Origin of the sequence: Bacillus cereus group sp. MYBK216-1 (assembly GCF_051916495.1) — a bacterium.
GTDB classification, from domain to species: domain Bacteria; phylum Bacillota; class Bacilli; order Bacillales; family Bacillaceae_G; genus Bacillus_A; species Bacillus_A thuringiensis_K.
Genome location: NZ_JBQAGT010000004.1, coordinates 695,142 through 709,910, shown reverse-complemented (window position 1 = coordinate 709,910; position 14,769 = coordinate 695,142). Strand labels below are relative to the sequence as shown.

Sequence of the window (14,769 nt, the reverse complement as noted above, 5' to 3'; positions counted from 1 at the left end):
AAATATCCTTCTCATTTATGAGAAGGATATTTTTTTCATAACATAATTAATAAATATCTGACCATTATGCTGTTTCTTTTGTTCTTTTATGCAAATAAAACCTTTACTTTCAAAAAAAGGTTTTGCGGTAATGCTCGCCTCTGTATATATCTCCCTATGCCCCAATTTCACAGCTTCTTTTTCTAACTTCTGTAGTATGTATGAAGCGACTCTTTTCCCTTGATGATCTTTATGTGTAAATAAACGATCTACGTAATGCTCATCGTTGTAATCCCCAAATCCCAATATTACACCGTTATGATCCGCTACATAACTAATATTCTTCTCTAAAGACTTTAACCAGCTTTCTCTATCTAGTTGATCCGGTGCCCACACCTGTAGCTGTAAATCATTATAATCTTTTGCATTAACCGTATGAACTGTCTCATAGAACATTTGTAATACTTGATCTAAATCTTCTTTCTGAAATGTCCTAATTATAATATCTTTTAACATATATAAGTCTCCTTACCAAACTACCTCTTAACTTTTCTACTATATACGATTCCATATTTCTTCTTTATTATATCGTTTTAATTTCTATACGAACAAAAAAACAATACTTATTTAAAGTATTGTTTTTTTAATTCTATTCAATTACTTAATGCAGCTTTTTAAGATTTTAATTTAACTCTTTGTAATCGTAACGCATTTAATACAACGGATACAGAACTAAATGCCATCGCTGCTCCAGCAACCCAAGGGGCTAAGAAACCTAATGCCGCAATTGGAATTCCTAACGCGTTATAAGCTAATGCCCAGAATAAATTTTGTTTAATATTTCTTATCGTCATTTTACTCATAAAGATCGCATCAGCAATACTATTTAAGTCACCGCGGATTAACGTTATATCCGCTGCTTCCATCGCTACATCCGTTCCCGTTCCAATTGCCATACCAATGTTCGCTGTAGCAAGAGCAGGAGCATCATTTATCCCGTCTCCAACCATCGCTACTTTCTTACCATTTGCTTGCAGTTTTTTCACTTCTTCTGCTTTTCCTTCTGGCAATACTTCTGCAATTACGTAATCAATACCAACTTGCTTTGCAATTGCCTGAGCAGTTTGTGTATTATCTCCTGTAATCATCACAACGTCTAGACCCATTTTTTTCAGTCTTGCGATAGCTGCTTTTGAAGTATCTTTCACCGTATCCGCAACGGCAACTATACCAACATATTCTTTATCAATTGCAATAAGCATTGCTGTTTTTCCTTCTCGTTCTAGCGCTCCCATTGATTTAGAAACTTCTTCAATATCAATATTGAATTTCTTCATTAATCGACGTGTACCAATTAATAAGTGTTTTCCTTCTACAACTGATTCGATACCAAATCCCGGAATCGCTTCAAACGTTTCTGAACTTGGGATATCAATTTTCTTTTCTTTAATTCCTTCTACAATCGCTTCTGCAAGTGGATGTTCAGAATTTCTTTCTGCTGCCCCTACTAATCTAAGCAATTCATTTTCATTGAATCCATCTGCTACAATTACATCTGTTAACACCGGCTTCCCATTTGTCACTGTACCCGTTTTATCTAAAATAACCGTATCTAATCGGTGCGTTGCTTCTAAATGCTCTCCACCTTTAAATAAAATACCATACTCTGCTGATCTTCCTGATCCTGCCATAATAGATGTAGGCGTTGCAAGACCTAATGCACATGGACAAGCGATAACAAGTACTGCTATCATTTTCTCAAGTGCTCCGCCAAAATCACCAGGTGTAACAAATATCATCCATACTGCAAATGTGATAATCGCAATCACAACTACAACCGGTACGAAAATACCTGAAATTTGATCTGCTACCCTTTGAATAGGAGCTTTTGAACCTTGTGCCTCTTCTACTACTTTAATAATTTGAGCTAATGCAGTATCTCTTCCTACCTTAGTTGCTTTCACTTTTAAAAAGCCATTTTTATTTATTGTCGAACCTATTACTACGTCCCCAATTGACTTATCAACAGGAATACTTTCACCCGTTAACATCGATTCATCAATTGCTGACTTTCCTTCTACAATTTCACCATCTACTGGTATTTTTTCACCAGGCTTTACATAGACGATATCACCAGCTACTACTTCTTCAATCAAAATTTTTATTTCTGTTCCATCTCGCACAACTGTAGCTGTCTTCGCTTGTAAACCCATCAATTTTTTAATTGCTTCTGATGAGCGCCCTTTTGCTTTCGCTTCAAATAATTTACCTAAAATAATTAATGTAATAAGTACCGCACTTGTTTCAAAATATAAATCTGTCATATGTTCCGAAGAACCAATAGATTGAATACTTACATATACACTATAAAAATAAGCGGCCGACGTTCCAAGCGCCACGAGAACATCCATATTCGCACTTTTATTACGTAACGCTTTATAAGCCCCAACATAAAACTGTCCACCAATGATAAATTGAACAGGAGTTGCAAGTGCTAGTTGCACCCAAGGATTCATTAACATATCTGGTAAATAAATAAACGACGTAAATGAGAAATGACTAACCATTGCCCAAAGTAACGGGAAAGATAAAATAAACGAAATAATAAACTTCTTCTTTTGTCTTTCAATTTCTTGTAATCGATGATCAGTTGATGCATCTTGATCATCTGGTTTCACTTCTAATTTATATCCTAGCTTCGTAATCGCGCTCTTCATTTCATTTACATTAACTTCATCAGGATTAAAGTCTACTGTAGCTGATTCTAAAGCAAAATTTACTGTCGCTTTGTTCACACCATCTAACTTATTTAAACGCTTTTCAACTCTATTTGAACATGCTGCACATGTCATTCCTGAAACAGTAAATTCGGCTTTATCACTTACAATTCCATATCCTAACGATTCAACTTTTTCTTTAAACTGTTGCGGATTTGTTTTAGTTGAATCGTATATTATTTTTGTTTTTTCAAGCGCAAAATTTACATTTGCCTCATGGACACCTTCTACTTTTTTTAGACCTTTTTCAATTCTATTTGCACATGCCGCACATGTCATTCCTGATATTTGAAGATTGGCCTCTTTTTTTTCATTCATGTCTCTCACCTCTATATACCCTTATGAGGTATAATTATTAGCAAAATAAATCGTACTTCATTTAAAGTACGATTTATTTCCATATCTAAAAATAATTATTGCACATCGTATCCTTGATCTTCGATTACAGCAACGATATCTTTTAATGTTACGGCAGACGAGTTGATAGTAACTTCAACAGTTCCTTCTGCTAGTTGAACCTTCACTTGTTCAACACCGTTTAGCTCTTTCACACTGCTTTCGATAGCATTTACACAATGTCCACAAGACATACCTTCAACTTGTAATGTTAACTGTTCCATTTAAAATCCTCCTCTTGTTTATTCATTGTTTGTTAATCACAACCTCATCTTACCATACCCCCCTAAGGTAATCAATGGTTTTTTGTCATGATTTTTCAATTTTTTTCTGAAAGTTTATTTTACACACACTTTTTCACACCCCTACAAGGATAAAGAAAAAAACAAGCCAGTTAAATACTAGCTTGTTTTTACGCTTTTGAAAAACGTTCAAATACTGTCATTAATTCTTCAATTGCTTCGTCACCATTTCCATTTTTAATAGCTCCTGAAACACAATGACTCGTATGATTTTTGAGAACGCCCATCCCTACTTTTTTCATCGCTGCATTAATCGCTGAAATTTGCACTAAAATATCTACGCAATAACGATCATTTTCAATCATGTTTTGAATACCGCGGACCTGTCCTTCAATTCTCTTTAATCTATTTATAATCTGTTCTTTTTCTTTTTCTGATCTATATGTTACTGCTTCATGCTCTTTATGATCCATATTATCACCTTCTTAAAGTTTCTCTTCATCCAATAAAACAATTGTTTTTTATGAGTATACCAATTATAGCATTAAATATCTACGCATGATACCCCATAAGAGTATATTTACGCTTTATGATTATTCTTAACAACACATTAGCTTCTTAATCTCAATTTTCAGTATACCCTTTCCTTTTGTCAAAAAAATCATTATATCTCTCATCAAAATTCAATAAAATGAAACAAGAATAAGCGGGGATTACCCGCCCCCGCTTATCCTTCGTCTATAATATTAAAAACTTAATTTTCAGCTATTTAATCTAGAAATTTTTTCTTTCCATATATAATTATTGCTGATCACATACTTTTGTATCATTCACTACTGAAGTTCCTTCAACGGTTACCGTATGAAAACAGTCATTTACACGAACTGTCACAACATTATCTTGCCGATCAATAACGTGATATTCATTAAAATTTTTATTTAGAGCACTGCGAATTTGTTCTCCCTCATAAATTGGAATGCCATGTGATAAAACCCAAATAAGCCCAGCGATAGCAAGAATAGTTTTCATACGATCTACCTCCTTGAGAATATAGTGAACTTTTAATCCGTTCTTTTAGCTCCACTAATCATAAATGGAATGAACTAAGCCTTTTTGGAAATAAGTTCATTTCGTCTATTTTATGTTTATGCTAATTGTGAACGAATTGTGACAACTTTTTGTCTCTTTAGACGAAAAGTTGAAACAAAACTTTCAAAAAGGACAATTCTACTTGAACAAACGAAAGGCTATGGAGAATTTCTCCATAGCCTTTCGTTTGCATTTTATTAGACAATCATTCCAAATTATACGTGACTAATAAATCTTAACCCTTTACTTAAAGAAGTCGGCACAACAGATGCGTGATTCTCCCCTTCAGCTTCATAAAACGTAAATCTAAACTGATCGTGTTTTACTTGGAAAAGGCGCTCTGATAATTCGTTTGCCCCTACAACCATATGCTCTCGTTCTAGTGACCCAACTGTAAGGAACACTCCCGTTTCAAACTTGGCACTGTTTAATTCATTTATAAGATTCTCTTCTTTTTCAAGAACAGATTGGTTATTCCACCAAATAGATGGACTACTAATAAAATAATTTTGAAAAGCATTTGCGTTTGTGAATAGTATATGTAAAGCAAATAAACCACCTAGTGAATGCCCAAATAACGTTTGTTTTCTTTTATCAATCTCGTAATTCTTTTCAATCTGCGGCTTTAATTCTTCTTCGATAAAAGTAAAGAAATTATGTGCTCCTCCTGTTTTTGGCCACGGTTTACCGTCTGGTTTTAAAGGCGCATCTTTTGAAATTACGCTAGGCGTAAAATCATAGCATCTTTCTTCACCTGAAAATGCCCCTTCAATCGGATAACCAATACCTACTATAATGGCTGGTGAAACACCTGTTTTCTCTGCTCTAACTGATTGTATTTTAACCGCTTCATGGAATGTTTGAAAAAAGGCATTGCCATCTAATACGTATATAACAGGATAGCCCGACTCTGGTGCTGGCTGCCTCGGTTTTGAAATATGAATTTGATATTCCTTACCTTCTATTTTCGAATACATTTTCCACTGTTCCGTATTAGATGTTATAATCTGCTGTTTTTCAATCGTAGTATTCATCTTATATCCCCCCTTTTTAACTCGTTACATATATTTCAACTTTCTCTTCTTTAAGTCCAACGCTATCGTACCCAAAACAAACAGGAGACCCATTATACGGATCAATCATGACACGCGCATCAATATGAAATACTTCTTTTAACACTTCATTTGTAATGATTTCTTCTGGGATACCAGTTGTAACGATTTCCCCTTCCTTCATTGCAATAATCTCATCTGAAAACCTTGCTGCATGGTTAATATCGTGTAGTACCATTACGACCGTACAATTATGTTCTTTATTTAATCTCTCCACAATTTGTAATACATCTAATTGATGAGACATATCAAGGTATGTTGTTGGCTCGTCTAATAGCAACACTTCTGTTTCTTGTGCTAATGCCATCGCTAGCCATACCTTTTGTCTTTGGCCTCCTGATAAATTTGCAATTTGTCTCGTTCGAAATTCAGAAGTTTTCGTTATATTTAATGCCCAATCAATCATTTCTTTATCTTTTGTCGTTAACTTATTTACGTTATTTCGATGTGGATAGCGTCCATAAGAAATTAATTCTTCCACTTTAAGTTCACCTGGCGCAATTGGAGTTTGCGGGAGTAAAGCTAACTGCTTCGCAATTTCTTTCGTTGGAATTGTATGTAAATCTTGTCCTTGCAAATATACTTTTCCGCTTTTTTGTTTTAAAATTCTTCCCATTGTTTTTAACAATGTCGATTTACCGCAACCGTTTGGACCTATAATTGTCGTTACTTTTCCTTCTTGTATTTCCACATTTAAATCGCGAAACACTGTAAGCTTTTCATAACTTGTTTCTAAATTTTTTGCACTTAAAATACTCAATTTTATTCCTCCTCTTACGCTTTCGCCTTATAAAGTAAATATAAGAAATACGGTACACCGACAATAGAAATAACGATTCCAACTGGTAGCTCTACAGGTGTGAAAACTGTTTTCGCAATAAAGTCTGAAGTAATTACAAGAAACATTCCGATTACGCCGCACGTAGGAATGATATGCTTATGCTGAATACCGACAAGCCTTTTCGCTATATGCGGTGCCATTAAACCAATAAAACCGATACTCCCTGAAACAGCAACACATGCACTCACAAGTCCGATACTACTTAATAGTAAAATTGATTTCTCTCGTTCTACTGAAACACCTAAACTTGTAATACTCGTTTCTTCCAATTGAAATAAATCTAATAAATAAGCTTTCTTTTGTATCAGTGGAATTAAGATAATAAGCCACGGTAACATAGCTACAATATACTTCCAGTTCGCACTATATATGCTTCCAGACACCCACACTGCAGCCATCTCGAAATCAGTTGACTTCATTTTGAGTGATAAGTACATAGAAAAGGCTCCAAATCCTGTCCCAATTGCAATGCCTGTTAATAAAAGTCGCTGCGAATCCAACTTACCGTTTTTCCAAGAAAACAGATAAATGATGATAGCTGCACCTAATCCGCCTACTAAACCAAACATTGGCATCATCATAATAGAAACCCAGTCTGTGCTTTTTAATTGCCCTTGAAAGAAAAACATAAAAATGACGATCGCTGTTCCTGCTCCGGCATTTACTCCTAAAATACCTGGGTCTGCCAATCCATTTCTCGTAATCCCTTGAATGACGGCACCTGCAACACCAAGGCCTAATCCTACTAATCCAGCAATTACAATACGCGGAAGACGAAACTCAAAAATAACTAAATCATGTTCTGGTACTGGATCAATTCTAAAAAGTGTTTTAAATACATCTGTAATCGTAATATCAAACGTACCATTCGTTAAACTAATGTAAATGGCACATAGTATTAAAAATACAATAATCCCCATCGTCATCCCGAAACGTTGACTTGAACTTTTAAGCATGTCTCTCTCCTCCTCTTGTACGAATTAAATAAAGGAAGAAAGGAATTCCAATTAAAGATGTTACGACTCCAATTGGCGTTTCAAATGGATAATTTACAAACCTACTTAAAACATCACATAAAGCTAAGAAAACGCCGCCAATAATGCCTGCACATGGCAAAATCCACTTATAATCTACCCCAATTATAAAGCGGGTAATGTGCGGAATAATTAAACCTACAAAACCAACTTTCCCCACTAAAGCAACTGCTGTTCCTGTTAAAAAGATAACTGATAAAATTGCCATCGCTTTAACTAGTTTTGTACGCTGTCCTAAATTAATAGAAACCTCTTCGCCTAATGAAAGAATGGTAATAGATTTTGATATTAACAACGCTAAAATTATTCCAATTATCCCAAACGGTATCGTGATTTTAATTATATTAGGATCTACTTGATCTAACTTTGCATTAAACCAAAAACTAACATTTTGAGAAATTTGAAAATACGAAGCCATGGCAGCCGATACACTGCTTAAAAATGTTCCAATAACTGTTCCTATAATCGCTAACCTAACTGGTGATAAGCCATTTTGAAGGAGCGAACCAAAACCAAACACGATACCAGCTCCTAGTGCAGAACCAATCATTGAACATACAACCATACCAATTGATGACATTCCCGGAAGAAAAATCATGCTAAGCGTAATAACAAAGGCAGCACCATCCGTCACACCCATAATAGAAGGGGATGCAAGATAGTTTCTTGTCATCCCCTGCATAAGTGCTCCTGATATGGCTAGAAATGCTCCGACTAAAAGAGCTGCAACTACCCTTGGTAAACGTGAAGTAATAATAATATTATAATTTACATCACTTGAATCAAAATGAAATAATGCGTTCCACACTGTTTCAGCATCAATACTTTTCGCCCCATACAAAATCGAAAGTATAACTGTAAATAAGATGAGTATGGGTGCTATACATAATATAGTTACTGGTACTGCATTTGTTTTCTGCATATCATTCAACGCACCTTACTTATTGTATTATTTAGATAAATTTTTCACTGCTTCTTTTAAGAATGCTGTTTTACTCCAAGCAGTACCACCTTGTGCCATTGGATCTACGACATTTACAAATACTTTCTTTTCCTTCGCAGCATTCATACTTTGCCAAATTGGATTGCTTTCAATTTCTTCTAACACTTTCGGGTTTTTATTTTCACTTGCCTCATATTGTAAGAAAATATAATCCGGGTTAAGTTCAGCAAGTTTTTCAAATGAAATTTTCTCTTGTGCTTTTACAGTTTTCAATTGTTCTGGAGCAGTTAGTCCAAGATCTTGATAAATTACAGGGTTGAAGTATACTCCTTCTGGATATAGGAATAATTCATTTGCTCTTAGTCTTATGACAAGTACTTTTTTATCTTTTAACTTATCTCCTAGTTTTGCTTTTGCTTTTTCAGCATCCGAATTGTAATCCTTAATAATTTTTTCTGCTTTATCTTTTTTACCAGTTAATTCTCCCATTAACTTTAAGTTATCTTCCCAATTTGTTGAAACGTGTGATACCGGGAATGTAGGAGCTACTTTTGTAAACTTTTCAGCTGTTTCTGCTGGGAATTTCGTACTCGATGTAATAACATCTGGTTTTAATTGTAGTAATGTTTCGAAATTTGGTTGCATTTTCTCACCAACAGATTTAGCACCTTCTAACTCTTTTTCAAGATATTTTGGTAATTTACCACCTACAGTAATGGCACCAACTGGTTTAATTCCAAGTACTGCCGCATCTTCCATTGACTCTAAACTAGCTGTCGCAATTTTATCTACTTTTGCTGGCACTGTATACTCTTTACCTAAATATGTAATTTTTCGTTTTTCATCTTTTTTCGTTTCCGTAGCTTTTGTCTGTTGTTTTTGCTCACCTGAAGTTTTATCCGCACTATTACATGCCGCTAAACCTACACTTAAAACTGTAACCATCCCTAAAGTAAATAATTTCTTGTTCATCTTTATATGTCTCCTCTCGAATTTTCAAACTATATTCTCAATAAAATTCAACTATATGAATCTTGTCTTACATATATATTTCATTAGATTAATAATTCTATCCAGAACTCATTCTCGTTCACTTCCCCTAAGCTATAATTCTTTTATACCTCATCCATTGATAACGCTTTTCATTGATAATGATTATCGTTACTAAGTATATATTTAATATGCAATTATTTCAAGAATGATTTGAAAAATTTTAACAAACTGAATTAAAAAAAGAAGTATTCCCCTAATATTAGGGAGATACTTCTTTTTTTAGAAATTGATATGTAATTCAACTGGACAATGGTCTGATCCCATTACTTCAGTATTAATTTTCGCTTCTGTTATTTGGTCTTTCATTCTTTCCGAAACAACAAAATAATCTAAACGCCATCCTATATTTTTCGCTCTCGCGCCCATACGATACGACCACCACGAGTATGCATCTTCTTGATCAGGATAAAGGTAACGATACGTATCAATAAATCCTTCTTCTAAAATACATGAAAATTTCTCTCGTTCCTCATCAGAGAATCCAGGGTTTTTACGATTACTTTTTGGATTTTTCAAATCGATTTCTTTATGAGCAACATTTAAGTCTCCACAAAAAATAACTGGTTTTTTCTCATCTAATCGTTTGATATAGGACCTGAAATCATCTTCCCATTTCATTCTGTAATCTAATCGTTCTAATCCACGTTTTGAATTTGGTGTATATAACGTTATCATATAAAAATCTTCGAATTCTAAAGTAATAAGTCGCCCTTCTTGATCATGCTCTTCAATGTCTAAACCATATGTAACTGAAAGCGGTTCTTTCTTCGAAAAAATAGCCGTTCCTGAATATCCTTTTTTCACAGCATAATTCCAGTATGTATAATATCCCTCTAGATTTAAATCAATTTGCCCTTCTTGTAATTTAATCTCTTGTAGACAAAATATATCAGCACTTGATTCCTCGAGATATTCCAAAAATCCACCTTTTGCGATAACTGCTCGCAAACCATTTACATTCCATGAAATTAACTTCACTTTTAGCCCTCCTCTTGATGTTTATTTCCAAATTTCATGCTATCACAAAATAGAAAAACAATCATATTTTCATCTTTGTAATCTTGCTCTTACATTTATGAATACATACATACGGACTTTATTCAGGTTATACTAATTTCAGAGGTGATGTTCTTTGCACAATGAAGGAGTTACATTAACAAATGAGTATTGGCAAGCAATTATTCATAATGATTCTTCCTATGATAGCAAATTCTTTTATGCTGTGAAATCAACTGGAATCTTTTGCAGACCATCATGCAAATCAAGAATACCGAATAGAAACAATGTACGAATTTTTCATCATGCAGAGCAAGCATTAAGTGAAAACTTTCGCCCGTGCAAACGTTGTAAGCCAAATGGGATCACTTTACCTAATGAAGAGTGGGTAGAACAAATTAAAGACTATATCGAAAAGCATTATGACGAATCCTTAACTCTCGACATGCTTGCGGAAATGTGTCACGGTAGCCCTTTTCATTTACAGCGTACTTTCAAAAGAATAATAGGGCTAACTCCTATAGAATATATACAACAATTCAGGGTTCTTAAAGCAACCGAATACCTTTTACACACAAATCAATCTATTAAAGAAATTAGTACTGCTGTCGGGATAGAAAACCCAGAGTATTTCGCAACTTTATTTAAAAAGAAAACCAGATTTACTCCTACTGAATATCGAAAAAAGAACGAAATGAAAGAGGGATACGATAATGAATTCCTACAAAAATAATTATATATATTGGACGCTACTTACACATAAAAATTGGCGATTTCATATTGCTGCAACTGAAAATGGACTATGTTTCATTGGATCACAAGACGAAAACTTTGAAGAATTAAATATATGGGCTAGAAAAAATATGCCCCAACATATATTGATTCATACTCCAGATTACTTGCAAATATATAAACAAGAAGTTATCGAGTATTTAGAAAACAAGCGAGAAACTTTTACATTTCCTATCGATGCTTATGGAACTAATTTTCAATTATCTGTTTGGAATGCGGTACGTGAAATTCCTTATGGAAAGACCTATTCTTATACAGAAATTGCTGAAAGAATTCAAAAACCTAAAGCTGTGCGCGCCGTTGCTTCTGCTATTGCTGCTAACCCTCTTCTTATTACCATTCCTTGTCACCGCGTTATTGGGAAGAATGGGAAACTAACCGGATTTAGGGGCGGATTAGAAATGAAGAAAAAATTGCTTACATTAGAAAAGTTGCAGGTGGAATTCATATGACAGCAGAATATAATAGCGCATTATCTATAGCAGTTCCAAAAGAATTTTGTTTCCAAGAAAATTTACGTTATCTATCACGTTCTAATAATGAATGTATGTTCCATATTGAAGATAACAAAATTTATAAAGTTATCCCTGTTCAAGATGTAAATCCTTTAGTTGAAATTAGTGTGAATACAGATGGAAATATTCAAATACGTTGTTTAGAAGAATCATATACATCTGAAAAATCGATACGTGAAGCTGTAGCTAACTATGTAAAAGAATGGTTTGATTTAACTACTGATTTAACCCCCTTTTATACATTAGCTAAACATGATTTACTCCTTCAAGGACCAATTGAACAATATTATGGCCTTCGTACTTTAGGTATTCCAGACTTATTTGAGGCACTTTCCTGGGGAATTATCGGTCAACAAATTAACCTAACATATGCTTATACGCTAAAAAGAAGATTAGTTGAGCAATTTGGAAGTTATGTAGAATGGGACGGTAGAAAACATTGGATATTCCCATCACCTGAAACAATTGCAAATCTACATGTAGAAGATCTTCAACAACTAAAACTGACGACTAGAAAATGTGAATATTTAATCGGTATTGCGAAGCTTATTACAGAGAGAAAACTATCAAAAGAGGATTTACTGCAAACACAAGATGTAAAAGTTGCTGAGAAACAATTAACTGCTATCCATGGTATAGGCCCATGGACTGCCAACTATGTTTTAATGCGTTGTTTAAGATTTCCTTCAGCTTTTCCAATTGATGATGTTGGTCTGCATAATGCAATTAAATTTATAACAGGTTCCGAAAATAAACCGACTAAAAATGAAATAAAAGATTTCGCGGCAAACTGGGCTAATTGGGAGTCTTATGCGACTTTTTATTTGTGGCGAGTACTATATTAAAAGAACCAAGTAGCACATTCGTACTACTTGGTTCTTTTTTAAGCTTGCTCCTCAAAACGTCTTGCAATTTCCACAATAACTTGAACGGCTTTTTCCATAGTATCTACCGAAACATACTCAAATTTACCGTGATAATTTTCACCACCAGTGAAAATATTCGGCGTCGGTAATCCCATATATGATAATTGTGATCCATCTGTGCCTCCGCGAATCGGATGAATATTCGGTTCAATGTCTAAACTTTTCATTGCTTCATATGCAATATCAACAATTTCTCTTACCGGTTCAATTTTTTCAAGCATGTTATAGTATTGATCATTCATTTCTAAAACGACTGCATCTTCGCCATACTTTTCTTGCATAGTCTTCACAATATTTTCAACGTTATTTTTACGCGCCTCAAAATTTTCACGATCAAAGTCTCGAATAATATAATACGCTTTACTTTGCTCAACATCACCACTTAAAGAAAGTAAATGATAGAATCCTTCATAGCCTTCTGTATATTCTGGCGCCTCTTCTACTGGTAAATACCCGTTAAACTCCATAGCCAGTTTAGTAGCATTGCGCATTTTATTTTTCGCTGTTCCAGGATGTGTATTCGTTCCGTTAAACGTTAACTTAGCACCTGCAGCATTAAAACTTTCATACTCTAAACCACCTAATGGGCCTCCATCCATCGTATAAGCAAATGATGCACCAAACGCCTCTACATCAAAATGCGCTGGCCCACGACCAATTTCTTCATCCGGTGTAAATGCTACTCTTATTTTCCCGTGCTTAATTTGCGGATTATGTATTAAATGGTTCATTGCAACCATAATTTCTGTAAGACCAGCTTTATCATCTGCTCCAAGAAGTGTCGTACCATCAGTTGTAATAATTGTATGGCCTTTATAAGATGGTAACTCTGGAAATTGTTCTGGTGTTAACACAACATTTAGCTCTTCATTTAACGTAATTGCGTTTCCGTCAAAGTTTTCATGAATTTGTGGTTTTACATTTTCCCCTGTAAAATCTGTTGCTGTATCTAAATGTGCTAAAAAGCCGATTACAGGAACATCCTTATCGGTATTAGCCGGAAGTGTTGCCATTACATACCCGTTATCGTCCATCGTTACTTCTGTTAACCCAATTTCTTTTAGCTCTTCCACTAATAACTTACCAAACTCAATTTGTCCTGGTGTTGTTGGTACTGTATGGCTTTCTTCATTTGATTGCGTATCAATTTTTACATATCTCGTAAATCTTTCAATAAGTTCTTGTTTCAAGTTCATTCACTCCCTTTTATGTTTCTCCCTCCATTATAATCCTTAAAACGAAATATTTTAACTTTTTTGACTGTGAAGATGTATATTTAATTTACATTGTTAACATTTTTAAACGAATGATAAAAAGACATAATATTTGTACATTAAAACCGTAACAGGTAACATACATAATTATAAAATATGGGAGGTTTTAAAGATGAGGCTAACTCTCTTTCGCTATTTTCTTTTTTTCTTAGGATTAATTTTCTTTGGCCTTGGAAATGCTCTTGCAGTCAAAGTAAAATTTCTCGGTTTACATCCTTGGGAAGTTTTAAATATGGCTCTCTACCAAAAGTTTGGATGGACGATTGGTACGTGGAGTGTCATATGTGGGTTATGTCTCGTTCTCATTTCTTTACTAGTAGATCGAAAATATATAAATGTGGGAACATTTTTAAATGCACTACTTATCGGTCCGATTATGGACTTTTTCTTACAATCAAATATTCTTCCAAACGCTAGTGATTATTTATGGTTAAACTTACTCATTTTATTTTCTGGTATCACCATTACGGGTATTGGGGGAGGTATGTATGTTGCTGCTGGAATTGGCGCTGGACCTCGTGATGGATTCATGCTTACTATTTCCGACAAAACAGGACTATCTATTAGCCGTGCTAGAATCATAGTAGAATGTATTGTACTAGTTATTGGATTTATGCTCGGTGGCCCTGTTTTTATCGTAACTTTTCTATACACTTTTATTCAAAGTCCAATCTTTCAGCAATCATTTAAGGTATTTCAAACACTTTTACATACTTTACAAAACAAAGATAAAGTTAGTAAACATATTTAAATTACAACTTAATACAAATCAAACACCCTATTTACGATTCTCACCGCAA

At 34.3% G+C, this 14,769-nt stretch carries 16 protein-coding genes; 4 read left to right on the top strand and 12 right to left on the bottom strand.

The genetic code is table 11. The features are described 5' to 3' along the window. Window positions 1-15: 15 nt before the first annotated feature. From ACTFRH_RS18175 to ACTFRH_RS18125, 11 genes are all read right to left on the bottom strand, one after another. A complete protein-coding gene (locus tag ACTFRH_RS18175) occupies window positions 16-495 on the bottom strand; it encodes a GNAT family N-acetyltransferase (protein WP_000910162.1) in 480 nt (159 codons plus the stop codon). Between the two features lie 158 nt (window positions 496-653). Next, the gene (locus ACTFRH_RS18170; RefSeq protein WP_001003172.1) at window positions 654-3,074 is read right to left on the bottom strand and encodes a heavy metal translocating P-type ATPase; all 2,421 of its coding nucleotides are present in this window, start codon (window positions 3,072-3,074) and stop codon (window positions 654-656) included. Between the two features lie 95 nt (window positions 3,075-3,169). Beyond that, window positions 3,170-3,376 (bottom strand): copper chaperone CopZ, encoded by a 207-nt coding sequence (copZ, locus tag ACTFRH_RS18165; protein ID WP_000436977.1) that lies wholly within the window; start codon window positions 3,374-3,376, stop codon window positions 3,170-3,172. A 188-nt stretch (window positions 3,377-3,564) separates the two neighbouring features. Further along, window positions 3,565-3,867 (bottom strand): metal-sensing transcriptional repressor, encoded by a 303-nt coding sequence (locus ACTFRH_RS18160; protein WP_000349639.1) that lies wholly within the window; start codon window positions 3,865-3,867, stop codon window positions 3,565-3,567. Between the two features lie 328 nt (window positions 3,868-4,195). Then, on the bottom strand, window positions 4,196-4,423 hold the full coding sequence (locus tag ACTFRH_RS18155; protein WP_000849106.1) for a hypothetical protein: 228 nt from the start codon (window positions 4,421-4,423) through the stop codon (window positions 4,196-4,198). A 275-nt stretch (window positions 4,424-4,698) separates the two neighbouring features. Further along, window positions 4,699-5,517 (bottom strand): alpha/beta hydrolase, encoded by an 819-nt coding sequence (locus ACTFRH_RS18150; RefSeq protein ID WP_001098316.1) that lies wholly within the window; start codon window positions 5,515-5,517, stop codon window positions 4,699-4,701. A gap of 16 nt (window positions 5,518-5,533) precedes the next feature. After that, on the bottom strand, window positions 5,534-6,355 hold the full coding sequence (locus ACTFRH_RS18145; protein WP_000025767.1) for an ABC transporter ATP-binding protein: 822 nt from the start codon (window positions 6,353-6,355) through the stop codon (window positions 5,534-5,536). 14 nt (window positions 6,356-6,369) lie between these two features. Further along, window positions 6,370-7,392 carry a FecCD family ABC transporter permease gene (locus ACTFRH_RS18140; RefSeq protein WP_000920456.1) on the bottom strand — a complete coding sequence of 341 codons (1,023 nt, stop codon included), beginning with the start codon at window positions 7,390-7,392 and terminating at the stop codon, window positions 6,370-6,372. Further along, a complete protein-coding gene (locus tag ACTFRH_RS18135; protein ID WP_001173066.1) occupies window positions 7,385-8,392 on the bottom strand; it encodes a FecCD family ABC transporter permease in 1,008 nt (335 codons plus the stop codon). Before ACTFRH_RS18135 ends, ACTFRH_RS18140 begins: the two co-directional genes overlap by 8 nt. A 27-nt stretch (window positions 8,393-8,419) precedes the next feature. Next, window positions 8,420-9,385, bottom strand: a complete 966-nt coding sequence (locus ACTFRH_RS18130; RefSeq protein ID WP_001035508.1) for an iron-hydroxamate ABC transporter substrate-binding protein — start codon at window positions 9,383-9,385, stop codon at window positions 8,420-8,422. A gap of 300 nt (window positions 9,386-9,685) precedes the next feature. Beyond that, window positions 9,686-10,444 (bottom strand): exodeoxyribonuclease III, encoded by a 759-nt coding sequence (locus ACTFRH_RS18125; RefSeq protein ID WP_000767616.1) that lies wholly within the window; start codon window positions 10,442-10,444, stop codon window positions 9,686-9,688. Between the two features lie 154 nt (window positions 10,445-10,598). Between ACTFRH_RS18125 and ACTFRH_RS18120 the strand changes: the two genes are divergently transcribed. Genes ACTFRH_RS18120 through ACTFRH_RS18110 form a run of 3 tightly spaced genes read left to right on the top strand, consistent with a single transcriptional unit; the run spans window position 10,599 to window position 12,614 of the window. Beyond that, complete coding sequence (locus ACTFRH_RS18120) at window positions 10,599-11,195, top strand: bifunctional transcriptional activator/DNA repair enzyme AdaA (protein ID WP_000551323.1); 597 nt, start codon at window positions 10,599-10,601, stop codon at window positions 11,193-11,195. Further along, window positions 11,176-11,706, top strand: coding sequence for a methylated-DNA--[protein]-cysteine S-methyltransferase (locus tag ACTFRH_RS18115; RefSeq protein ID WP_001089844.1), 531 nt, complete (start codon window positions 11,176-11,178; stop codon window positions 11,704-11,706). Before ACTFRH_RS18120 ends, ACTFRH_RS18115 begins: the two co-directional genes overlap by 20 nt. Beyond that, a complete protein-coding gene (locus ACTFRH_RS18110) occupies window positions 11,703-12,614 on the top strand; it encodes a DNA glycosylase (RefSeq protein WP_000123508.1) in 912 nt (303 codons plus the stop codon). Before ACTFRH_RS18115 ends, ACTFRH_RS18110 begins: the two co-directional genes overlap by 4 nt. 38 nt (window positions 12,615-12,652) lie before the next feature. Here ACTFRH_RS18110 and pepT read toward each other — a convergent pair whose 3' ends face one another. After that, window positions 12,653-13,885: a peptidase T gene (gene pepT, locus ACTFRH_RS18105; protein ID WP_000807004.1), complete on the bottom strand. Its 1,233-nt coding sequence runs from the start codon at window positions 13,883-13,885 to the stop codon at window positions 12,653-12,655. A 196-nt stretch (window positions 13,886-14,081) separates the two neighbouring features. Here pepT and ACTFRH_RS18100 point away from each other — a divergent pair, with 196 nt between their 5' ends. Next, window positions 14,082-14,720, top strand: a complete 639-nt coding sequence (locus tag ACTFRH_RS18100; protein ID WP_001241255.1) for a YczE/YyaS/YitT family protein — start codon at window positions 14,082-14,084, stop codon at window positions 14,718-14,720. Window positions 14,721-14,769 lie beyond the last annotated feature (49 nt).

Excerpts from the sequence above, each read along its gene's own strand:
- ACTFRH_RS18175 (WP_000910162.1), bottom strand. The coding sequence starts at position 495 with ATGTTAAAAGATATTATAATTAGGACATTTCAGAAAGAAGATTTAGAT.
- ACTFRH_RS18170 (WP_001003172.1), bottom strand. The coding sequence starts at position 3,074 with ATGAATGAAAAAAAAGAGGCCAATCTTCAAATATCAGGAATGACATGT.
- copZ (WP_000436977.1), bottom strand. The coding sequence starts at position 3,376 with ATGGAACAGTTAACATTACAAGTTGAAGGTATGTCTTGTGGACATTGT.
- ACTFRH_RS18160 (WP_000349639.1), bottom strand. The coding sequence starts at position 3,867 with ATGGATCATAAAGAGCATGAAGCAGTAACATATAGATCAGAAAAAGAA.
- ACTFRH_RS18155 (WP_000849106.1), bottom strand. The coding sequence starts at position 4,423 with ATGAAAACTATTCTTGCTATCGCTGGGCTTATTTGGGTTTTATCACAT.
- ACTFRH_RS18150 (WP_001098316.1), bottom strand. The coding sequence starts at position 5,517 with ATGAATACTACGATTGAAAAACAGCAGATTATAACATCTAATACGGAA.
- ACTFRH_RS18140 (WP_000920456.1), bottom strand. The coding sequence starts at position 7,392 with ATGCTTAAAAGTTCAAGTCAACGTTTCGGGATGACGATGGGGATTATT.
- ACTFRH_RS18135 (WP_001173066.1), bottom strand. The coding sequence starts at position 8,392 with ATGCAGAAAACAAATGCAGTACCAGTAACTATATTATGTATAGCACCC.
- ACTFRH_RS18130 (WP_001035508.1), bottom strand. The coding sequence starts at position 9,385 with ATGAACAAGAAATTATTTACTTTAGGGATGGTTACAGTTTTAAGTGTA.
- ACTFRH_RS18115 (WP_001089844.1), top strand. The coding sequence starts at position 11,176 with ATGAATTCCTACAAAAATAATTATATATATTGGACGCTACTTACACAT.
- ACTFRH_RS18110 (WP_000123508.1), top strand. The coding sequence starts at position 11,703 with ATGACAGCAGAATATAATAGCGCATTATCTATAGCAGTTCCAAAAGAA.
- ACTFRH_RS18100 (WP_001241255.1), top strand. The coding sequence starts at position 14,082 with ATGAGGCTAACTCTCTTTCGCTATTTTCTTTTTTTCTTAGGATTAATT.